General features: G+C 72.4%; 19 protein-coding genes, 1 tRNA gene and 1 pseudogene. 9 read left to right on the top strand and 12 right to left on the bottom strand.

Annotated elements, in window-relative coordinates; all coding sequences use genetic code 11:
- Positions 1-248 precede the first annotated feature (248 nt).
- Both ABD352_RS20775 and ABD352_RS20770 read left to right on the top strand, forming a co-directional pair.
- Positions 249-893 carry a DUF6230 family protein gene (locus ABD352_RS20775; RefSeq protein ID WP_344614080.1) on the top strand — a complete coding sequence of 215 codons (645 nt, stop codon included), beginning with the start codon at positions 249-251 and terminating at the stop codon, positions 891-893.
- Positions 894-963: 70 nt separating this feature from the next.
- The gene (locus ABD352_RS20770; protein WP_344614079.1) at positions 964-2,439 is read left to right on the top strand and encodes a DUF6114 domain-containing protein; all 1,476 of its coding nucleotides are present in this window, start codon (positions 964-966) and stop codon (positions 2,437-2,439) included.
- A 63-nt stretch (positions 2,440-2,502) separates the two neighbouring features.
- Here the strand turns inward: ABD352_RS20770 and ABD352_RS20765 are convergent, their stop codons facing one another.
- Positions 2,503-4,155 (bottom strand): DUF885 domain-containing protein, encoded by a 1,653-nt coding sequence (locus ABD352_RS20765; RefSeq protein ID WP_344614078.1) that lies wholly within the window; start codon positions 4,153-4,155, stop codon positions 2,503-2,505.
- Between the two features lie 111 nt (positions 4,156-4,266).
- Here ABD352_RS20765 and ABD352_RS20760 point away from each other — a divergent pair.
- Positions 4,267-5,082 (top strand): annotated as a pseudogene (locus tag ABD352_RS20760) (DMT family transporter); the annotation flags it as partial.
- Between the two features lie 72 nt (positions 5,083-5,154).
- Here ABD352_RS20760 and ABD352_RS20755 read toward each other — a convergent pair.
- The 3 genes from ABD352_RS20755 to ABD352_RS20745 all read right to left on the bottom strand — a co-directional run bounded on the left by ABD352_RS20755 (position 5,155) and on the right by ABD352_RS20745 (position 6,978).
- On the bottom strand, positions 5,155-6,198 hold the full coding sequence (locus tag ABD352_RS20755; RefSeq protein WP_344614077.1) for a PHP domain-containing protein: 1,044 nt from the start codon (positions 6,196-6,198) through the stop codon (positions 5,155-5,157).
- A 53-nt stretch (positions 6,199-6,251) separates the two neighbouring features.
- A complete protein-coding gene (locus tag ABD352_RS20750) occupies positions 6,252-6,728 on the bottom strand; it encodes an SDR family NAD(P)-dependent oxidoreductase (protein WP_344614096.1) in 477 nt (158 codons plus the stop codon).
- Positions 6,729-6,891: 163 nt separating this feature from the next.
- Positions 6,892-6,978 (bottom strand) — tRNA-Ser (locus ABD352_RS20745).
- 67 nt (positions 6,979-7,045) lie between these two features.
- On the opposite strand from ABD352_RS20745, the gene deoD reads away from it, so the two are divergent.
- The gene (gene deoD / locus ABD352_RS20740; RefSeq protein ID WP_344614076.1) at positions 7,046-7,753 is read left to right on the top strand and encodes a purine-nucleoside phosphorylase; all 708 of its coding nucleotides are present in this window, start codon (positions 7,046-7,048) and stop codon (positions 7,751-7,753) included.
- 57 nt (positions 7,754-7,810) lie between these two features.
- On the opposite strand, the gene ABD352_RS20735 is transcribed toward deoD, so the two are convergent.
- Genes ABD352_RS20735 through ABD352_RS20720 form a run of 4 tightly spaced genes read right to left on the bottom strand, consistent with a single transcriptional unit; the run spans position 7,811 to position 11,137 of the window.
- A complete protein-coding gene (locus ABD352_RS20735; RefSeq protein WP_344614075.1) occupies positions 7,811-8,974 on the bottom strand; it encodes an ABC transporter permease in 1,164 nt (387 codons plus the stop codon).
- Positions 8,971-9,621 carry an ABC transporter ATP-binding protein gene (locus ABD352_RS20730; RefSeq protein ID WP_344614074.1) on the bottom strand — a complete coding sequence of 217 codons (651 nt, stop codon included), beginning with the start codon at positions 9,619-9,621 and terminating at the stop codon, positions 8,971-8,973. Before ABD352_RS20730 ends, ABD352_RS20735 begins: the two co-directional genes overlap by 4 nt.
- The gene (locus ABD352_RS20725) at positions 9,618-10,649 is read right to left on the bottom strand and encodes a peptidoglycan-binding protein (protein ID WP_344614073.1); all 1,032 of its coding nucleotides are present in this window, start codon (positions 10,647-10,649) and stop codon (positions 9,618-9,620) included. The genes ABD352_RS20730 and ABD352_RS20725 overlap by 4 nt, the downstream gene beginning before the upstream one ends.
- Positions 10,646-11,137 carry a hypothetical protein gene (locus tag ABD352_RS20720; RefSeq protein WP_344614072.1) on the bottom strand — a complete coding sequence of 164 codons (492 nt, stop codon included), beginning with the start codon at positions 11,135-11,137 and terminating at the stop codon, positions 10,646-10,648. The genes ABD352_RS20725 and ABD352_RS20720 overlap by 4 nt, the downstream gene beginning before the upstream one ends.
- Before the next feature lie 89 nt (positions 11,138-11,226).
- Between ABD352_RS20720 and ABD352_RS20715 the strand changes: the two genes are divergently transcribed.
- The 4 genes from ABD352_RS20715 to ABD352_RS20700 are packed head-to-tail and all read left to right on the top strand — an operon-like array spanning position 11,227 to position 14,125.
- Positions 11,227-11,883, top strand: a complete 657-nt coding sequence (locus tag ABD352_RS20715; protein ID WP_344614071.1) for a response regulator transcription factor — start codon at positions 11,227-11,229, stop codon at positions 11,881-11,883.
- The gene (locus tag ABD352_RS20710) at positions 11,880-13,001 is read left to right on the top strand and encodes a sensor histidine kinase (protein WP_344614070.1); all 1,122 of its coding nucleotides are present in this window, start codon (positions 11,880-11,882) and stop codon (positions 12,999-13,001) included. The genes ABD352_RS20715 and ABD352_RS20710 overlap by 4 nt, the downstream gene beginning before the upstream one ends.
- 37 nt (positions 13,002-13,038) lie before the next feature.
- Positions 13,039-13,668, top strand: a complete 630-nt coding sequence (locus ABD352_RS20705; protein WP_344614069.1) for a TetR/AcrR family transcriptional regulator — start codon at positions 13,039-13,041, stop codon at positions 13,666-13,668.
- A gap of 1 nt (position 13,669) precedes the next feature.
- Complete coding sequence (locus tag ABD352_RS20700) at positions 13,670-14,125, top strand: acyl-CoA thioesterase (RefSeq protein WP_344614068.1); 456 nt, start codon at positions 13,670-13,672, stop codon at positions 14,123-14,125.
- On the opposite strand, the gene ABD352_RS20695 is transcribed toward ABD352_RS20700, so the two are convergent.
- The 4 genes from ABD352_RS20695 to ABD352_RS20680 all read right to left on the bottom strand — a co-directional run bounded on the left by ABD352_RS20695 (position 14,090) and on the right by ABD352_RS20680 (position 16,170).
- Entirely contained in the window at positions 14,090-14,518 is a 429-nt protein-coding gene (locus ABD352_RS20695) for a nucleoside deaminase (protein ID WP_344614067.1), read from the bottom strand. The two genes, ABD352_RS20700 and ABD352_RS20695, sit on opposite strands and share 36 nt — an antisense overlap.
- Before the next feature lie 125 nt (positions 14,519-14,643).
- Positions 14,644-15,168 (bottom strand): tRNA adenosine deaminase-associated protein, encoded by a 525-nt coding sequence (locus ABD352_RS20690; protein WP_344614066.1) that lies wholly within the window; start codon positions 15,166-15,168, stop codon positions 14,644-14,646.
- A 96-nt stretch (positions 15,169-15,264) separates the two neighbouring features.
- Positions 15,265-15,432 (bottom strand): hypothetical protein, encoded by a 168-nt coding sequence (locus ABD352_RS20685; RefSeq protein WP_344614065.1) that lies wholly within the window; start codon positions 15,430-15,432, stop codon positions 15,265-15,267.
- A 195-nt stretch (positions 15,433-15,627) separates the two neighbouring features.
- Positions 15,628-16,170, bottom strand: a complete 543-nt coding sequence (locus ABD352_RS20680; RefSeq protein ID WP_344614064.1) for a hypothetical protein — start codon at positions 16,168-16,170, stop codon at positions 15,628-15,630.
- Between the two features lie 383 nt (positions 16,171-16,553).
- Here ABD352_RS20680 and ABD352_RS20675 point away from each other — a divergent pair, with 383 nt between their 5' ends.
- On the top strand, positions 16,554-17,558 hold the full coding sequence (locus tag ABD352_RS20675) for a prephenate dehydrogenase/arogenate dehydrogenase family protein (protein WP_344614063.1): 1,005 nt from the start codon (positions 16,554-16,556) through the stop codon (positions 17,556-17,558).
- The last annotated feature ends 36 nt before the right edge of the window (positions 17,559-17,594 follow it).

Genomic DNA, 17,594 nt, shown 5'->3' with positions numbered 1-17,594 from the left:
TCATCCGACGGAAACACCCCGGTAACCGGCTACGGAGCGTATGAATTTCGATGGTTCGGGGTTACCGGCCAGTAACGACCGGCCTTGTACGCGCGCGAGGGACCCGGCAACATCGTCCGCACGCCCCGACCCCGCCTCTGGGAGATCTCCCTCGTCTTCGGCCGCCGCCAGAGACGGGTCCCGGCACGCGAGCGCCCGCAAGGCAGGAGCGCCGCACCCACAGCACCCCGCGACAAGAGGAGCCCTACGTGTCCGTAGCTCAGGGCAGCGCGGTGAAGGGCCGCACACGGTGGAAGCGTTTCGCGACCGTCGTCGTGCCGGCCAGCTTCATCGCCGGAGCCATCGTCTTCGGTCAGGCGACCGGCGCCATCGCCGCGTCGTTCAACGTGTCCGGCAGCCAGTTCAAGGTGTCCGCCGACAGGCTCGAGGGCACCGGCTTCGTCCAGTACGGCGGCATGGCGAGCGAGAAGGGCGCCAACCCGCAGAACCCGGCCGACCCGAAGAACCACCTGGTCGCCGTGTCTGGCATCGCCAGCGCGAAGCTCTACAACCTCTGCCAGTCGGTGAAGATCCCCGGCCTGCCGGCCAGCATGGTCATCCACGCCGGTCAGGACAAGAACAACCCGGCCGAGGCCACCGACCTGCTGATCGACCTGTCGTCCCTCCAGGGCGACGCGACGTTCAACAACATCCAGATCGGCATCGACGCCTCCGACCTGAGCAAGGGCGGCGCGAACGCCAAGGGCCTGCAGGGCGGCTTCGCCCAGCAGGCGGACAGCGTGACGATCACCAACCTCAAGCAGGTGGCGTGGTCCACCACCGCCGGCACGTTCAAGCTGACCGGCCTCGACCTGAGCGTCTCCACGGGCGCCAAGCCGGAGGAGTGCTTCTAAGCGCACCGCCCGGGCCCGCGGGTGCAGACCCGCGGGCCCTCCTTGTTTGCAACCCCTTCTGGAGGACCTCGTGACCACCTCTCACGCCGCGCACGGCAAGGACGGTGCGGACAATGGTGGGTGGGTTTCCCAACGGCCGTTCTGGGGCGGGCTCTTCCTGATCCTGTCGGGGCTGGAGCTCTTCCTCAGCGGCAACCTGCACCTGGCACTGGAGATCCACTTCGGGCCGACCGGCTTCCTGTCCTACGTGCTGCCGCTGATGATGCTGCTGTGCGGGGCGCTGGCCTGGTTCAGTCCGCAGCAGCGCCTCTTCTACGGCATCCTCGGCACGGTCGTGGCGCTGTACTCGCTGATCGGCCTCAACCTCGGCGGGTTCTTCCTCGGCACCGTCCTGGGCCTCGTCGGCGGCGGGCTGACCGTCGCCTGGAGCGTGGACGAGCCGGCACCCGCGGCTCCTCCTTCGGAAGATCTTCCGCCCGGCGAGCCGCCCTACGAGGACTCCCGGTTGGACGACTTCCTCGTCGACGAGGAGCCCACGCAGGCGTCGTACACCCCCTCGGGTGTGCTGCGGGACGAACTCCCGACCAGCCGGCTGAGCCCCCTGCACGAAGGGGCCGGTGCCGGAAGCGCCGATGATCAGCTCCCCCCAGCAGGTGGCCCGGATGACCTGCCCAAGCGGCGTCATCTGGGCCCACTGCTGATGGCGGTCGTCGTGGCCGCCGCGATCGCCGGCGCCGCTGCGCACACCGGCCAGGCGGCGTACGCGGCGCCGGCCGCGTGCCCCTCATCCACCCCGGCGAAGAGCGCGACGGCGACGGCCGGCACCACGGCCCCCGCCGTCGGGGCGACCACCCCGAAGGCGGAGTCCAGCCCGGCCCCGTCGCCGGCCAAGACCGAGCAGGACAAGCCCGGGGGCATCCTGGGCTGGCTCGGTGACCTGTTCACCGGCGGGGAGAAGGAGACGACGCCCGAGGCGTCGCCGACCCCGACCACCGCCCCGACCACCCCGGCGCCGCCGGCACCGGCCCCGTCCGGGAGCATCGGCGGCAAGCCGGCCCCGAGCAAGTCCGCGGCCTGCGCCTCGGCCAGTGCGTCCCCGACCCCGAACAACAAGAAGGCCCAGCTCGCCGCCGGCCAGCCCTTCGTCGCCAAGCAGCCGTCGATCCTCAAGGCCGACGTGATGACGATGGACGCACTGACCTACGACGGCGTGGCCGAGCTGCCGCACAAGGACGGCACCACGGTGAAGGTGCTGGCCTTCTCGATGAAGAACTCGGTCTCCACGCCGTTCCGACTCGAAACCCCGGGCGCGCCGAAGACCCTGCTCACCCTCAGCAGCCGGCTGACGGTCGAGGGCGACGTGAAGTTCTACACCACGTCGTTCTCCGCCAACGTGCTCGGCCTGCTGCCGCTCACCTTCACGCCGTCGTTCCCGCCGCCGCCGATCCCGCTGCCGGGCTTCTACACGGCATGCACGATCGAGCTGGTGTACGTGCAGTCGAACATCCTGACCGCGCCGGCGCTGAACATCGCATACGCCCCCTGATCCCAGGGGGAAGGAACCGCCAACAGGCTGCCGCCTGCTGGCGGTTCTTTGCGTCTCGGGCCGTTACAGCCGCGCGAGCGCCGCCCGCAGCGGATCGAGGCCCAGGGAGCCGAGGTTGAGCGCGTCCCGGTGGAAGGCCTTGAGGTCGAACGCCGAGCCCTTCCGGGCCTGCGCGTCCGCCCGGGCGGCGAGCCAGGCCCGCTCCCCGAGCTTGTACGACGGCGCCTGCCCCGGCCACCCGAGGTACCGGTTCAGCTCGAACCGGAGGCTCTTCTCCTCCACCCGGCAGTGTGCCCGCAGGAACTCCCACCCGAGCTCGGGCGTCCACCGCTCCCCGGGCGCGAACCCGAACGGGTTGTCGCGAGGGATCGTCAGCTCCAGGTGCATGCCGATGTCCACGATCACGCGGGTGGCCCGGAACGCCTGCCCGTCGAGCATGCCGAGCTTGTCGCCAGGGTCGTCGAGGTAACCGAGCTCGTCCATGAGCCGCTCGGCGTAGAGCGCCCACCCCTCGCCGTGCCCGGACGACCACGCGAGCACCCGGCGCCACCGGTTCAGCAGCTCGGCCCGCACGTACGTCTGGGCGATCTGCAGGTGATGACCGGGGACCCCCTCGTGGTACACCGTCGTCACCTCCCGCCAGGTGGAGAAGCTGTCCACGCCCTGTGGCACGGCCCACCACATGCGCCCCGGGCGGCTGAAGTCCTCGCTCGGCCCGGTGTAGTAGATGCCGCCGTCCGACGTCGGGGCGAGCATGCACTCGATCGCGCGCACCTGCTCCGGGATGTCGAAGTGCCGGCCGTTGAGCTCGTCGACGGTCGCGTCGGCCAGCTGCTGCATCCAGCCGCGGAACGCCTCCTTGCCGTGGATGGTGCGGGCCGGGTCGGCGTCCAGCGCGGCCACGGCCTCGTCGACCGTGCCGCCCGGCACGATCTTGTCGGCCACGGCGCGCATCTCCGACTCCAGCCGGGCCAGCTCGTGGAAGCCCCAGGCGTACGCCTCGTCGAGGTCGACCGTCGCGCCCAGGAAGTAGCGGGAGGCCAGCTGGTAGCGCTCGCGCCCGGCGGCCTCCTTCGGCCGGCCCAGCGGCGCGAGCTCCCGGCGCAGGAACTCGCCGGTCTCCACGGTCGCCGCGCGGGCCGCCTCGGCGAGCGGGCCGAGGTCCGGGGCGCCGACGCGGACGGCCAGGTCGGGGTAGAAGTTGTCGCCCTCGAGGTCGGCCCACACCTCGCACTGCTTGGCCACCTCGATGATCTGCTTGGCCGGCGCGACGTGGCCGCGCTGGGCCTCGTGCAGCAGTGTCTGCCGCCACTGGGCGAGCGCCCGCGGGACCTCGGCGAGGCGGGCCCGGATGTTGGCCACCGCCTCCTCGCCCTCGGTCGGCATGAGGTCGAACGAGCTGCGCACCCCGTGCAGCGGGCTGGAGATCACGTTGATGTCGCTGGCCAGGTCCCCGGCCTCGTACCGCTCCAGCGCCAGCCCGAGCCGCTCCTGCATGGCCTCCTTGGCCACCCGCTCGGTCTCGTCGGAGGGCGTCTCGGCGTCGAGCGCGGCGAGTGTGCGCCGGTCGAGCTCCGCGAGCGCGGCGAACCCGTCGGGCGAGAGGTCGGTCAGCCGGTTGTCGTGGCCGGCGATTCCGACGAAGGTCGCCCCGATCGGGTCGAGGGGCGCCCACTGCTCGACATACCTGTTGGCGATGTCATCGATAGAACCCACGGCCGAACCCTACGGCACAAACCGGGTCGCCGCGGCGCGCCCGCAGGCCAATTCCCAACCCGTGGCTCAGCGTGCTGACAGCCGTTCCCAGGTTACGGCAGAGTAAGGCCCATGGTTGGCTCCGCTCCTGACGTCAAGCGTTGGCTACCGGCGTTCGCCGCAGTCGCCCTCATTTGGGGCACCAGCTTCATGTTCATCAAGGACGCGCTGGCGGGGCTGGCGCCGGTGTACATCGCCCTCTTCCGCATCGCCCTGGGCGCCCTGACAATGCTGATCCTGCTGGCCGCCCGGCGGCTGCCGCTCCCGCGCGGCCTGCGCCTGTGGACCCACCTGTTCGTGTTCTCGGTGTTCGCCACCACGATCCCGTTCGTGCTGTTCGGCTACGCCGAGCAGCGCGTGCCGAGCGTCCTGGCCGGCATCTGGAACGGCACCGCCCCGCTGACCACCCTGCTGGTCACCCTCGTCGCCGTGCGTTCCCAGCGCCCCGCCCGGCGCCAGATTGCCGGACTGCTGGTCGGATTCCTGGGTGTACTGGTGGTGCTCGGCGTCTGGAACGGCGTCGCGGGGGCCTCGCTCGCCGGCCAGCTGATGCTGCTGGGCGCGGTCATCGGCTACGGCATCGCGTTCAACTACACCCGCTGGCTGATGCAGCACTTCGACATCTCCCCGTTCCAGCTCTCGGCCGGCCAGCTCATCATGTCGACCCTGCACCTGGTCGTCGCCGCCCCGCTGATCGCCGGTCTGCCCCCGTCGCCGCTGAGCCTGTCCCCGAAGGTCTGGTTCGGCGTACTGGCCCTGGGCATCTTCGGCACCGGCATCGCCTTCGCCCTGAACTACCACGTGGTCCAGACCGCCGGCGTGACGACGGGCTCGATGGTCACGTACTTCCCGCCGTTCGTGGCGGCCCTGGCCGGCGTGCTGTTCCTCGGCGAGCACCTCACCTGGCACCAGCCGGTGGGCGGCCTGATCGTCCTGGGCGGCGTCGGCATCTCCCAGGGCCTATTCGTGCGTCGCCGCCCAGGCAAGCAGGTCCTTCGCCCCCATGGTGTTGACGATCCGGTCGACGGGCACCCCGCAGGCGACGGCCCGCGCACACCCGTTGCCGAGCCAGTCGAGCTGCCCGGGCGCGTGGGCGTCGGTGTCGATGGAGAACCGGCACCCCAGCTCCAGCGCCACCCGTAGCAATCGCTTCGGCGGATCGAGCCGCTCCGGCCGAGAGTTGATCTCGATGGCCTTGTCGTGCTCGACGGCGGCCCGGAACACGGCCTCGGCGTCGAACCGGCTCTCGGCCCGCGTCCCCCGCCCGCCCGTGATGAGCCGCCCGGTGCAGTGCCCGAGGATGTCGAGGTGCGGATTGGCCAGCGCCGTGACCATCCGCCGGGTCATGACCTCGGGCTCGTCCTTGAGGTTGCTGTGCACCGACCCGACCACCACGTCGAGCCGCCCGAGCAGCTCATCGGTCTGATCGAGCGACCCGTCGGCCAGGATGTCCACCTCGATGCCGGTGAGAATCCGGAAGTCCATGCCCAGCCCGGCGAACCCGGCATTGACCTCCGCCACGACCCCCAGCTGCTCCTCGAGGCGCTCCGCGGACAGCCCCCGGGCCACCTTGAGCCGGGGCGAGTGATCGGTGAGCACGAGGTACTCGTGCCCCAGCTGCGCGGCGGCCAGCGCCATCTCGTCGATCGGCGACCCGCCGTCGGACCAGTCCGAGTGCGCGTGACAGTCCCCCTTGAGCGCCGCCAGCAGCCCCGCCGTGGCCTCGTCGAGGTCCTGCCCGGCCGTGGCCTCCAGCCGCCGCAGGTAGACGGGCTCCTCGCCGGCCAGCGACTCGACGACGCACCGGGCGGTGACGTCCCCGACCCCGGGCAGCTCGGTGAGCGTCCCCGCATTGGCCCGCGAGACCAGCTCCCCTTCGGGCAGCTTCGCCAGCTTGCCCGCCGCGCCTCGAAAGGCCCTGACCCGGTACGTGGCCTCGTGCGCCCGCTCGAGCAGGAACGCAATACGCCGCAGATCAGCCAGAGGATCACGAGCGCTCGCCATGCGCTCACGCTATCGCGAACGCCGCCGGGCCCGCGCTGGTGCGCCGTGTGCCTTCAGCCGTTGATGACGCGTTCGTGCTGGCCGCGCTCGGTGTGCAGGGCCCAGTAGGCCTGCGCGATCTGGTCGGGGGCGGCGTGCGGAATGCCCGGGGCCGGCGGCGTCGCGCCGATGAAGACGTTGATGGCGACCGTCGCGGCCTGAATGCCCTGCTCGCCGAGGGTGTTGTGCAGGTTGTGGACCCAGTTGCGCAGGGCGGCCTGGGCGGCGTTGGTCGCGGCGAGCATGGGGTACGGCGCGATCGCACCGCCGCCAGTGGTGAACAGCAGCGTGCCGGTGCCCGCGGCGAGCATGCCGGGCAGGACTGCGCCGACGGCGGTGACGGCGCCGTAGAGCAGGTGCTCGATCTCGGGCCGGAGGTTGTCGATGGTGACCTCGGCCGGGAGGATCCGGTTGAGGCCGGCGTACGGCGAGAACTCCAGCACCTCGATCCCGCCGAAGCGCGCCGAGGCCTGTTCCAGGGCTGCCGTCAGCCCCGCGTGGCTTGAGTCATGGCTCGGAATGGAAGCCCGCGGTTGTGCTGGCCGTCGTACTTCCGGCCGTCGGCTATGCGGCGGCTCGGGGGTCGTCGCCGTGAGACGCCGAACGCCCGGTCGCCTCCTTGCGGAGGTGCCGGGCGTTCTGACTGGCCGAGTGCGGTGGCGCGGGGATTCGAACCCCGGGAGGAGTTACCCCCTCACACGCTTTCGAGGCGTGCTCCTTAGGCCACTCGGACACGCCACCGCCGAAGAGGTTACCTGACGTCCCGGGCCCGTCCGCGCGGGGGCTCGCCGTTTGGCAGGATCACGGTATGAGCACGCACATCGGCGCCGAGCCGGGTCAGATTGCCGAGCGGGTCCTGCTGCCGGGGGATCCCCTGCGGGCGAAGTGGATTGCCGAGACGTACCTGAAGGATGCCTACTGCTACTCGACCGTCCGGAACATGCTCGGGTTCACCGGGAAGTACAACGGCGTCGAGGTGTCCGTGCAGGGCTCCGGCATGGGGATGCCCTCGGCCAGCATCTACGCGCACGAGCTGGTCAACGACTACGGCGTCAAGGCGCTGATCCGGGTCGGCAGCTGTGGGGCGCTGCAGGAGTCGCTCAAGCTGCGCGACGTGGTGGCGGCGATCGGGTCCAGCACCGACTCGATGATGAACCGGCAGCGGTTCGACGGGCTCATCGACTATGCGCCGGTGGCGGACTTCGGGCTGCTGCGCACGGCCGTCGACGTGGCGGCCGAGAAGGGGATCGCGATGCGGGTCGGGCCGATTCTGGCCGCCGACGCGTTCTACACCGACCGCCCCGACCTGTACGACCGGCTCGCCGACTACGGGGTGCTGGCCGTGGAGATGGAGTCCGCGGCGCTGTACACGATCGCGGCGCGGTTCGGGGCGCGGGCGCTGACGCTGCTCACCGTCAGCGACCACATCAAGACCGGGGAGCGGACGACCGCCCAGGAGCGGGAGCAGACGTTCGGCCAGATGGTCGAGATCGCGCTCCAGACGATCATCGCCTGAGCTCCTGAAGGAAGCCCGATATGTCGCTCACCGAACGTGAGCGACATATCGGGCATATCACGACGCCAGGGCGATGGTCGGCGAGAGGCGGGCGGCCCGCATCGCCGGGTACAGGCCGGCCATGGCGCCGATGACCAGGGTCGCCGCCAGGCCGCCGGCCAGGGACCACCACGGCAGGACGGCGGGCCACGAGCGGGCCGCCGCGTAGGCCTCCGTCACCAGCAGGCCCAGCAGCACGCCGCCCAGGCCGCCCAGCGCCGCCAGCAGCAGCGACTCCGCGAGGAACTGCAGGCGGACGTGGGCGCGGGTCGCGCCGAGCGCCCGCCGCAGGCCGATCTCCGGGCGGCGCTCCAGGACCGAGATGACCATCGTGTTGGCCACGCCGACGCCGCCGACCAGCAGGGCCACGGCGCCCAGGCCGAGGAGCAGTCCGGTGTACGCCTGGTCGGTGGCCTCCTTGGCCGCCAGCGCGTCGGACGGGCGGGAGACCTGGACCTCGTTCGGCGCCTCCGGGTTGACGGTCGCGGCCAGCACCGCGGCCACCTGGGCCACGGCGTCGTCGCGGGAGCGGCTGTAGATCGTCGTCGGGTACCCGTCGAAGCCGAGGACGTCGGCGGCGGCCGGCCAGCCGATGAGGGCCGCGCTGTCGAGCTCGGGGGCCAGCGGTACCGGATCCAGAATCCCGACCACGGTGAACCAATGGTCGCCGAGCCAGACCCGCAGGCCCAGGCCGTCGCCGAGGCCGAGGATCGAAGCGGCCCGGGAGCCCAGGACGACGGTCGGGTAGGTGGGCGCCACCAGCCAGGTCCCGGCGTGCACCGTGGCGCCGACCGTGTCCGGCAGGCCGGGGCGGGCGGCCAGCACCGCGATGCCGCCGGACTCCGCGGCCGGGATGCGGTCGGTGCGGTACACCTTCGCGCCCGGCACCCGGCCCGTGGCGGAGACGCCGGTGACCGGGCCGATCCGGGCGACCATGGCCTCGGCGTCGTCGGGCAGGTGGGTGTCGTCGCCGAAGAAGGACCTGCCCGGGCCGGCGGTCAGCAGGTTGGTGCCCAGGGCCGCGAGCTGGCGGTCGACCTGGGCCCGGCTGGAGGCCGAGATGCCGACCACGGACATCATCGCGGCGATGCCGATGGCGATGCCCAGGGCCGAGAGCACGACCCGCAGCGGGCGGGTGCGCAGGCCGATCGCGCCGAGGCGCCAGATGTCGGCGAACTTCACGTCAGCCGCCCGTCGCGCAGGGCGACCCGCCGCGGGAGGGAGGCGGCGATGTCGCGGTCGTGGGTGATGACGACGACCGTGGTGCCGGCCGCGTGCAGCGCCCGCAGGAGGGTCATCACGCCCTCGCCGGCGGCGCTGTCCAGGTTGCCGGTCGGCTCGTCGGCCAGCAGCAGCGGCGGGTCGCCCAGCACCGCCCGCGCGATGGCGACGCGCTGGCGCTCGCCGCCGGAGAGCTGGTGCGGGCGGTGCTCCAGGCGGTGGCCCAGGCCGACCCGCTCCAAGGCGAGCGCGGCCCGGCGGCGCCGCTCGGCCCGGGACACCCCGGCGTAGAGCAGGCCGTCGGCCACGTTCTCCAGGGCGGACACGCCCGGGGCGAGGTGGAACTGCTGGAAGACGAACCCGATCGTGGTGGCGCGCAGTCGCGAGAGCCCCGCGTCCGACAACGCCGCGACGTCCCGGCCGTCGATGTTCACCACGCCGCTCGTCGGCACGTCCAATGCCCCGATGAGATGCAGCAGCGTCGACTTCCCGGAGCCCGACGGGCCCACGATCGCCACCAGCGCCCCGGCCTCGATCTCCAGGGAGACGTCGTCGAGCGCGGTGACGCCGCCCGGGTACACCTTGCGGACCCGCTCCAGCGCGATCATCCGGCCACCCCGACGGTCTGGCCCTCGGCGAGGCCGGGGCCGGAGACCTCGACCCGGCCCGAGGCGAAGAGGCCGGTCTGCACCGCGACCGTGCGGGTGCCCGACCCGTCGATCAGCTGCAGGCCGTACCCTCCCTCGGAAAGCGCCACCAGAGCGCTCACGGGCACCGTGAGGACGTTCTCGCGCTGCTGCGAGACCAGGGTGACCTTCACCGGCGCGGCGTCGTAGGTGCCGAGCCGCGCCTGGTCGGCGATGCTCACCGTGACGTCGACGGTCACCTTGGTCTGGTTGTTCTGCACGGAGGCGGTGGCCACCGCGCCGATGGCGGAGATGCGCCCGTCGGCCACGGTGTCGTCGGGCAGCCGCACCGAGGCGGCCGCGCCGACCGCGGCGAGGCGCTGCTCGGTGACGTCGAGCTGGACGGTGACCAGGCGGGTGGCGCCGGTCCACTGCAGGATCGGGCCGGCCGCGTTGTCGCCCAGGTGGGCCTTCACCTCGCCGACGCGCACCGCGTCGGGCGCGACCACGACCCGGCCGAACTCGACCGTGCCGGTCTCGGGCAGGCCCAGGTCGTGCTGCCAGTCGCGCACGGCGCCGGCGGTGGCGCCGGTGTAGGAGTTGTCGGCGGTGAAGCCCTTGTAGCCCAGGGCCGCCAGGTTGGCCTCGAAGGCGGCGACGTCCTCGCCCTCGTCGCCGGGCCTCAGGGTGCGGTAGAAGGGCGCGGCGGCGTAGAAGAGCACGACCGGGCGGCCGTCGGCGCGGTACATCGCCTCGCCCCGCCGCACCGTGGCGCCCGCCGCCGGCAGGCCGGTGACGGTGCCCGGCAGCCGGCCGTTGACCGTCACCGGGTCGCCGAAGCCGAGGGTGCCGTCGACGTCCTCGGTCGCGGTGAGCGTCCCCTTGGCGATCTTCGCGGTGTGGGGCGGCGGTGGCGCGGCGGGCGCGGGCTCAGCAGAACGCGTGAATCCGACATATCCAACAAGAGCGATCAGGACGACCGCGGAAAAGACGAGAAGCCAGCGCTTCACCGCTTCACCACGCTCTTGCACGCCTCGGTGGCGGACTTGAACTCGGGGCTGTTGAAGTCGATGTTGCCCTTCAGGATCGCCGCGACGCCCGAGTTCGGGTCGGGGTCGGGCATGTCGATCCCGTGCTCGCGCATGCACTTGGCGAAGGCCCGGGCCTGCTCGAGCTGCTCCGGGGACAGGTTCTTGAGATCGCCCCCGTTCGGCAGGTACTGCTGGCACGCCGACGCCGCCTGCACCGCCTTGTTGCGATCCCCGGCGGCGTTGGCGTCGAACTGCAGGTTGCCGTCCGGCCCCGGGTCCGGCACGTCGACCCCGTGCTCGCGCATGCACTTGGCGAACTGCCGGTTCGCCTCGGCCTTGTCGGGCGGCGCTGAGGCGGAAGGCGTCGCGGTACCGCTGCCGGCAGTGGCAACGGAGGGACCGGACGACGGCGACGAGCACGCCGTCAGCAGCACGCAGCAGATCGTGGCGACCAGGAGCTTCCTCATGGCGCCAACGAAACCGGCGGGCCCATAAGACGACCGTCAGCGCGCGGGCTTATCCCCGGCTTACGCGCGCGCACGGCACCATGAGGGACATGCGGGTGCTGGTGGTCGAGGACGAGCAGTTGCTGGCCGACGCCGTGGCCGAGGGGCTGCGCCGGGAGTCCTTCGCCGTGGACGTCGCCTACGACGGCGACGGTGCGCTGCGGCGGCTCGGCGTCAACGAGTACGACGTGCTGATCCTCGACCGGGACCTGCCCGTCGTCGACGGCGACGAGGTGTGCCGGCACGTCAGCGCCACCCTGCCGGAGACCCGCATCCTCATGCTCACCGCGGCCTCGGCGGTCACCGAGCGGGTCGCCGGGCTGTCCCTGGGCGCCGACGACTACCTGGGCAAGCCGTTCGCCTTCGCCGAGCTGGTGGCCCGGGTGCGGGCGCTCGGGCGGCGGGCGCGGGCCGCCGCCCCGCCGGTGCTGGAGCGCGGCGACCTGCGGCTGGACCCCAACCGCCGGGAGGTGCAGCGGTCCGGGCACTACGTGGCGCTGACCCGCAAGGAGTTCGCCGTGCTGGAGGAGCTGCTGCGGGCCGATGGCGCGGTGGTGAGCGCCGAGCAGCTGCTGGAGCGGGCCTGGGACGAGCACATCGACCCGTTCACCAACGTGCTGCGAGTGACCGTGATGACGTTGCGCCGCAAGCTGGGCGACCCGCCCGTGATCGAGACCGTCGCCGGAGTGGGGTACCAGATCCCGTGAAGCACCTGCCGATCCGCGCCCGCCTCACGCTGCTGTTCGGCGGGCTGTTCCTGGCCGGCGGCGCGCTGCTGCTGACGGTGACCTACCTGCTGGTCAAGCAGAGCATCCACCAGCGTTCGACGCAGATCGACGAGGTGTCGCCGCAGCTGAAGAGCGTCATCAAGGGCCTTCCGCCGGAAACCCTCGACCTCGTGCAGCAGCTGGCCCAGCGGCAGGAGCGCGTCGAGCACGACACCCTGAACACGCTGCTGACCCAGGGCTCGATCGCGCTGGGGCTGCTGACCGTGATCGGCGTCGGCTTCGGCTGGCTGATGGCCGAGCGGGCGCTGCGGCCGGTCGGGCGGATCACCGAGGCGGCCCGGCGGGTGGCCGGCGGGCACCTGCGCGAGCGGATCGCGCTGGCCGGCCCGAAGGACGAGATCAAGGAGCTGGCCGACACCTTCGACTCCATGCTGCAGCGGCTGGACCAGGCCTTCGACTCGCAGCGCCGGTTCGCCGCCAACGCCTCGCACGAGCTGCGCACCCCGATCACGATCAACCGGACGCTCATCGAGGTGGCGCTCGGCCGGCCCGACCCGCCGCCGGAGGTGGTCCAGCTCGGCGAGACGCTGCTGGCCGTCAACGCCCGCCACGAGCGCCTCATCGACGGGCTGCTCACGCTGGTCGCCTCCGAGCAGGAGCTGACCGTGCACGACCGGGTCGACCTGGCCGACGTGGCGCGGCACGTGGTCGCCGGGCGCGGCGACGTGGAGGCCGACCTGGGGCCGGCGCCGGTGACGGGCGATCCCGTGCTGCTGGAACGGGTCGTGCAGAACCTCGTGGACAACGCGGTGACCCACAACGTCCCCGACGGGCGGGTGTGGCTGTCGACGGGCCGGTCCGGCGGGGTCGTGCGGCTGGTGGTGGAGAACACCGGGCCGGTGGTTCCGCAGTACGAGATCCCGGGCCTTTTCGAGCCCTTCCGGCGTCTGCGCTCGCGGACCGGATCGGCCCGGGGGACCGGCCTCGGCCTGTCGATCGTGCGCTCGGTCGCGGTCGCGCACGGTGGCGCGGCCGACGCCGAACCCCGGGACGGGGGAGGGCTCAGGGTCACGGTGACCCTGCCCACACAAAACTAACCGACCGATCGCTTTTATTGTTTGGTACCGTCATCTCGTGATCGACGGTCGCCTGGCGCGCGGCGAACGGGCGCGGACCGCCGCGCTCGACGCCGCCATCGTGCTCGCCACCGAGTCCGGCCTGGACGGGCTCTCCTTCAGCCAGCTCGCCGAGCGGCTCGGGGTGAGCAAGTCCGGCCTCTTCGCGCACTGGCGGACCAAGGAGGAGCTGCAGCTCGCGGCCATCGAGCACGCGCAGGACCGCTACACCCGGGTGGTGGTCCTCCCGGCGCTGAAGGAGCCGCGCGGGCTGCGCCGGCTGTGGGCCATGCACGAGCGGCGCCTCGCCGACGTGGCCTCCGGCGCCCTGCCCGGCGGCTGCTTCTTCTGCAACGCCCAGTTCGAGTTCGTCGCCCGCCCCGGCCCGGTGCACGACCGGCTGGCCGAGGCGCTGCAGCTCTGGCACGTGCTGCTCCAGCGGCTGATCAACGAGGCGGTCGAGCTCGGCGAGCTGGGCCCGGAGACCGACCCGGAGCAGCTGTCCTTCGAGCTCAACGCGCACGAGACCGCGGCCATCTACGAGTCCCGGCTGCTGCCGGCGAGCCGCATCTACACCTTCGCGCGCACGGCCGCCCTGGTGCGCCTGCGCGGCCTGAGCCCGACGCCCGAACTTCTTCCGGAGGCCTGACATGACCGCAGCGGTACTACCCGGAGCCGTCCAGCCGTTCACCGTGCACTTCGACGACCTCGACGCGATGGGCATCGTCCACAACGCGCGGTACGCGGTGTTTCTCGAACGCGCCCTGTCCGACTGGTGGGCCCAGCGCGGCCACTCGTTCGCCGGCGGCCGCCCGACCACTCCGGACGTCACCCACGCCGTCGTGGAGTACTCGATCTCCTACCGCGCGCCGGTCCGCGGCACCGGCGAGATCGGCGTGCACTTCTGGCTGGAGTCGCTCGGGGACAGCAGCGCGGTGTACCGCTTCCGGATCCTCTCGGTCGACGGGCAGACGGTGCACGCGGAGGGCCGGCGGGTCAACGTGAAGCTCGACCCCCGCACGCTGCGTCCGTCCCCGTGGACCGACGCCGCCCGGGAGATCTGCCGTCCCTTACTCGCGGTGCCCGCCGAAGAACCCGCGCAGTAGGGCCGCCGACTCGTCCTCCAGCACCCCGCCGACCACCTCGGGGCGGTGGGTGAGCCGCCGGTCGCGTAGCACGTCCCACAGCGAGCCGGCGGCGCCGGTCTTGGGCTCCCAGGCGCCGAAGACGACCATGCCCACCCGGGCCAGCACGATCGCGCCCGCGCACATGGTGCAGGGCTCGACGGTGACCACCAGGGCGCAGTCCTCCAGCCGCCAGGCGTTGGTGTGCGTCGCGGCCCGGCGCAGGGCGAGCATCTCGGCGTGCGCGGTGGGGTCGCCGGTCAGCTCGCGCTCATTGTGCGCGGCGGCCAGCTCCACGCCGTCGGGGCCGAGCAGAACCGCGCCGATGGGCACGTCCGGGCCGGCCGTGGCCGCGACCTCCAGGGCCCGGCGCATGGCCGGCTCCCAGCGGCGCCGGACGGCGTCGCGGCCGTCGCCCCCGCGCGGTTCGCCATCGGCGCGGGCCGGGCCGGGCCGACTGGTCGCGGCCGCCCCGCTTCGCTGCGGACCGCTCGTGCCGCTCACACCTCGCGCATTTCCTCGATCTCGTCGCCGGCCCCGATGGCCTGGCAGATCTCAGCGGTCAGGTCGGCCGGCAGCATGCCCTCCTGGGAGCACAGCTCCAGCAGCCGCCCGCCCGGCATGCCCAGGTCGGCCAGCAGCTCGGAGTCGCCGACCGGCTCGACGTCGGGCTCGGCCGAGGGCCGGTCCTCATCCTCGTCGGAAGCCTCGCCGTCCTCGCCGTCCTCACCCGCGAGCTCCGGCAGCGTGTCCTCGATGTCACCCAGGAGGATGGCGCCGAGGCGCGACTCCTCGGCGAAGACCGAGTCCGAGCCGAAGACGCGCAGGTCCTCGCCCTCGTCGAGGCGCAGGATCGCCAGATAGGCGTCGTCGGACTCGACGAACAGCAGCGAGACGGACGCCTCCGGATCGGCGTCACGCAGGCGATCGGTGATCTCTTCGATGTCGGCGACGCCGCTGAGGTCGAGCTCGGTAGCGGCCCAGCCATCAGCGCCGCGCGTGACAGCGGCAGCGAAGTGCGACACGGTCCCCCCGGTCGGTGCTCGTCGGTACGCGGTGAACACTATTCGAGCGGGTCGCCGCTTGGCGGCAAAGGGCCCCGGAGTTCAGTCGGCGAGTCGTCAGTCGACGATGCGACGCCGGCTGGCGATCAGCTGGCGGAGGCGGTCCGAGCGCAGACGGCGGGGGTGGAGCCGCTCGCGGAGCGCCTTGGCGTCCGCGAGTTCGACCAGCAGCGCGAGCCGCCGGCGACGCCGCTCGGGGTCGAGCCGCTGCAGCCTCAAAGCCATGTTGCTGAGGGTGATCCTCGGCGGTATCCACGTCAAGAGTCGGGGCCGAAGTATCGGTTTTCTTGCCTTGGCGTTCGCCTCGCCTACCGCTCTCGACTACCAGAGGAGCCAATTTCCGCTGGCTCTCGACTACTAGAGGAGCCAATTTCCGCTGGCTCTCGACTACTAGAGGAGCCAATTTCCGCTGGCTCTCGACTACCAGAGGAGCCAATCTCCGCCGGCCAGGCGGTAGGCCACGAGGACGCCGGCAATGGCCACCGCGACGCCGCTGGAGGCGGCCACCCCCACGGCCACGCCGCGGTCGCCGAAGCGGGCGAGGATCGCGGCCGCCGCCCAGGCGAGGATTCCGGCGACGATGGTGATCCAGACGTACCCCCGCGCGGACCCGTTCATCATCAGGCCGAACAGCAGCATCCAGGCCGCGCCGACGGCTCCCCCGATGGCGACCATCTGGCCGCGGATGGGCAGCGCCTCGCGGTATGTCGGCCGGGGCGTGCTGACCCGGAACGTCGGCGGCTTCAGCACGCCCTGCCAGGCCCCGTAGGCGGCGGCCGGCGTCGGTGGGCGGGCTGTGGTCAGCCGCGGCGGCGGGCCCACCACCGGCTGCCCCATCACGGGCGGCCCCATCGCGCCCGGCCAGGGCTGGCGCGGTTGTCCGGCGGTCGCCTGGAGCTGGCCGAGCGGCGGGCTCGGCGGCCCGCCCGGTTCCTTCCACTGCTGCGACTCGCTCAGTGCCACACCAGCAGCTTATCCCGGGCGTCAGGCGAAGACCGCGAGCCGCTTCTGGCTCGCCCCGCCGACCGTCGTGAACTCGCCGCCCGCCGTCAGCTGGTGCAGCGTCTCGCTGGCGGCAAGGGTGGTCGCCCAGACAGGCGGTGGCGAACACGGCCCCGTCGAACTGCGGCGTGCGCAGCGGGTTGTGCTGCACCGTGGCCGCGCTGGCCGAGCCGCCGGCGAACAACGCCCCGGCGACGACCGCCGCCACCGCAAATCGGATAAGTCGTACGAACGGCACGGTAACTACACGTAATCGCATGATTTGCCATGAATCGGTCGGCATAAGTCGTTCGGCGGCCGTCCCGAGCCGAACGGGTGATCGGCGAGTGTGCGACAGTTCCGCAGTGCGTGATGCGACGTTGAACGTGGCGGTGATCGGGCTCGGGCTGATCGGCGGATCGGTCCTGCGGGCGCTCGCGATGCACGGACACCGCGTGCAGGGTTACGACGCCGACCCGGCGACCCGGGCCACGGCGCGCACGGCGGCCGCGCAGGCCCCGGCCAACGCCCGCTGGCACGTGACGGCGTCGATCGGCGACGCCGTGCGCGACGCCGACCTCGCCGTGGTCGCGGTGCCGCTGCCGGCCGTCGGCGCGGTCTTCGACGAGCTGGCCTCCCTCGCCTACGTCGGCGTGGTCACCGACGTCACCTCGGTCAAGGGCCCGGTCCGCGACCTGGCCGCCGATCGGCTGCGCACCGGCGGCCAGGCCCTGGCCACGTTCATCGGCGGCCACCCGATGGCCGGCCGCGAGACGTCCGGCTTCACCGCCGCCGACCCGCGGCTCTTCGACGGCTGCTCCTGGGTGCTCTGCCTGACCGAGGACGGCGCCGGCCTGCGCGACTGGGTGGAGCTGGCCGCCCTGATCACCGGCCTGGGCGCCCGCGTCGTGCCGGCCACCGCGGACGAGCACGACGCCGCCGTGGCCGCGATCTCACACGTGCCCCACCTGGTCGCCGCCGCGGTCGCCGCCCTCATCTCCAACGACCCCCTGGCCGGCACGCTCGGCGCCGGCTCCTTCCGCGACGGCACCCGCGTCGCCGCCGCCCGGCCGGAGCTCACCGCGGCGATGTGCGGCGGCAACGCCCCGGCCGTGGGCCGATCCCTGGACACCGTGCTGGCCGATCTCAACGCGGCCCGGGCCGCGCTGGACGGGGCCGACCCGATCGCCGCCCTGACCCCCTGGCTCACTCCCGGCCACAACAGCCGGCTGGCCTGGCCGCCCCAGGCGGGCGAGTCGGCCGACCTGCCGGCCCGGGCCGACGTGCTGCTGCGCCTGGGCCGGGTCGGCGGCTGGATCGAGTCGGTCTCGGCCGACGGCCGGACCGTCCGCGCCGTCCGCCCGGCCTGAGAAGACCCTCGTATCGGTCACCACCGCGGTGACCAG

The organism is Dactylosporangium salmoneum, assembly GCF_039532525.1.
Taxonomy (GTDB): Bacteria; Actinomycetota; Actinomycetes; order Mycobacteriales; family Micromonosporaceae; genus Dactylosporangium; species Dactylosporangium salmoneum.
Note: the sequence above shows the minus strand (reverse complement) of the source record. Positions and strands in the feature narration are given on the sequence as shown.

Bases quoted from the DNA above. Each gene is read 5' to 3' on its own strand.
- ABD352_RS20730 (WP_344614074.1), bottom strand. From the start codon at position 9,621: ATGATCGCGCTGGAGCGGGTCCGCAAGGTGTACCCGGGCGGCGTCACC.
- ABD352_RS20715 (WP_344614071.1), top strand. From the start codon at position 11,227: ATGCGGGTGCTGGTGGTCGAGGACGAGCAGTTGCTGGCCGACGCCGTG.
- ABD352_RS20755 (WP_344614077.1), bottom strand. From the start codon at position 6,198: ATGGCGAGCGCTCGTGATCCTCTGGCTGATCTGCGGCGTATTGCGTTC.
- ABD352_RS20700 (WP_344614068.1), top strand. From the start codon at position 13,670: ATGACCGCAGCGGTACTACCCGGAGCCGTCCAGCCGTTCACCGTGCAC.
- ABD352_RS20720 (WP_344614072.1), bottom strand. From the start codon at position 11,137: ATGAGGAAGCTCCTGGTCGCCACGATCTGCTGCGTGCTGCTGACGGCG.
- ABD352_RS20695 (WP_344614067.1), bottom strand. From the start codon at position 14,518: ATGCGCCGGGCCCTGGAGGTCGCGGCCACGGCCGGCCCGGACGTGCCC.
- deoD (WP_344614076.1), top strand. From the start codon at position 7,046: ATGAGCACGCACATCGGCGCCGAGCCGGGTCAGATTGCCGAGCGGGTC.
- ABD352_RS20685 (WP_344614065.1), bottom strand. From the start codon at position 15,432: ATGGCTTTGAGGCTGCAGCGGCTCGACCCCGAGCGGCGTCGCCGGCGG.